We start from the raw sequence: 1248 nt of genomic DNA on the forward strand, positions 1-1248 counted from the left end.
AAGCCTAAATCGTGGCCATGTATATTGGAAAAGTCGAATAACCCTAAGCGTCGTCCGTTGATTCGAGCGACGCTTTTTATTATGTTGGAGCGCAAATCCGCACATCAGTGTATAAAAAGACAAAGCGGATAGACGTAATGACCCAAGAACAAGGAAGCAGTAACGTGACAACAATAACGAATGATTCGATAGTAACCCTGCATTTTACGATCAAAATGAAAGATGGTTCGGTGGCAGACAGCACTCATAATATGGGCAAACCAGCGAAGTTTGTGATGGGTGACGGCAGCCTGAGTGAGAACTTCGAGCAGTGCTTGGTGGGTCTCCAATCTGGTGAGAACAAAGCGATTGAACTCAAAGCGCAAGATGCTTTTGGTATGCCTAACCCAGACCATATTCATCATATGGATCGCACCAAATTTGTTGGTGAAGCGGAAGTTGAAGTCGGTACTATCATGGCTTTCAGTGGCCCTGATGGTATGGAAATTCCGGGCATCATTACTGAGATTGCTGGCGATTCGGTAACGGTAGACTTTAATCACCCTTTAGCGGGACAAGACGTGACTTTCGAAGTTGAAATTTTGTCAGTAGAATAGCCACCCCAATAAAAGATAATTTCCATGAGCAATGAAATGAAAATCCTATTAGCTAACCCACGCGGTTTTTGTGCTGGTGTTGACCGTGCGATTAGCATCGTAGAGCGTGCGCTAGAGCTGTATCAGCCGCCGATCTATGTTCGTCATGAAGTGGTTCATAACCGTTTTGTGGTTGAAGGGCTAAAACAGCGTGGCGCTATCTTCGTTGAAGAGCTACATGAAGTGCCTGACAACAACATCGTGATTTTCTCTGCTCATGGTGTATCGCAAGCGGTTCGCCAAGAAGCAAAACAGCGTGATCTGACGGTATTTGATGCAACCTGCCCATTGGTAACGAAAGTTCATATGGAAGTTGCGCGTGCAAGCCGCCGCAATATGGAAGTGGTTCTGATTGGTCACGCTGGTCACCCAGAAGTCGAAGGTACCATGGGTCAGTACTCAAGCGAAACTGGCGGCATGTACTTAGTGGAAACTCCTGCGGACGTTGAGAAACTAAAAGCGATCGTAAAAGATCCATCGGATCTGCACTATGTAAGCCAAACCACATTGTCTGTCGATGAAACCGCTGATGTGATTGAAGAGCTACGCCGCGTATTTCCTGACATCCAAGGTCCACGTAAAGACGATATTTGTTACGCAACACAAAACCGCC

General features: G+C 46.2%; 2 protein-coding genes. Both read left to right on the top strand.

Annotated features, from left to right (window positions below; all coding sequences use genetic code 11):
* Positions 1-164 precede the first annotated feature (164 nt).
* Positions 165-596 carry an FKBP-type peptidyl-prolyl cis-trans isomerase gene (gene fkpB, locus R7E00_RS23965; protein ID WP_005497184.1) on the top strand — a complete coding sequence of 144 codons (432 nt, stop codon included), beginning with the start codon at positions 165-167 and terminating at the stop codon, positions 594-596.
* A 24-nt stretch (positions 597-620) separates the two neighbouring features.
* Positions 621-1248, top strand: a 628-nt coding sequence (gene ispH / locus R7E00_RS23970; RefSeq protein WP_318124752.1) for a 4-hydroxy-3-methylbut-2-enyl diphosphate reductase, incomplete at its 3' end; no start/stop codon positions are given.

The organism is Vibrio sp. Vb1755 (assembly GCF_033338635.1).
GTDB lineage: Bacteria > Pseudomonadota > Gammaproteobacteria > Enterobacterales > Vibrionaceae > Vibrio > Vibrio alginolyticus.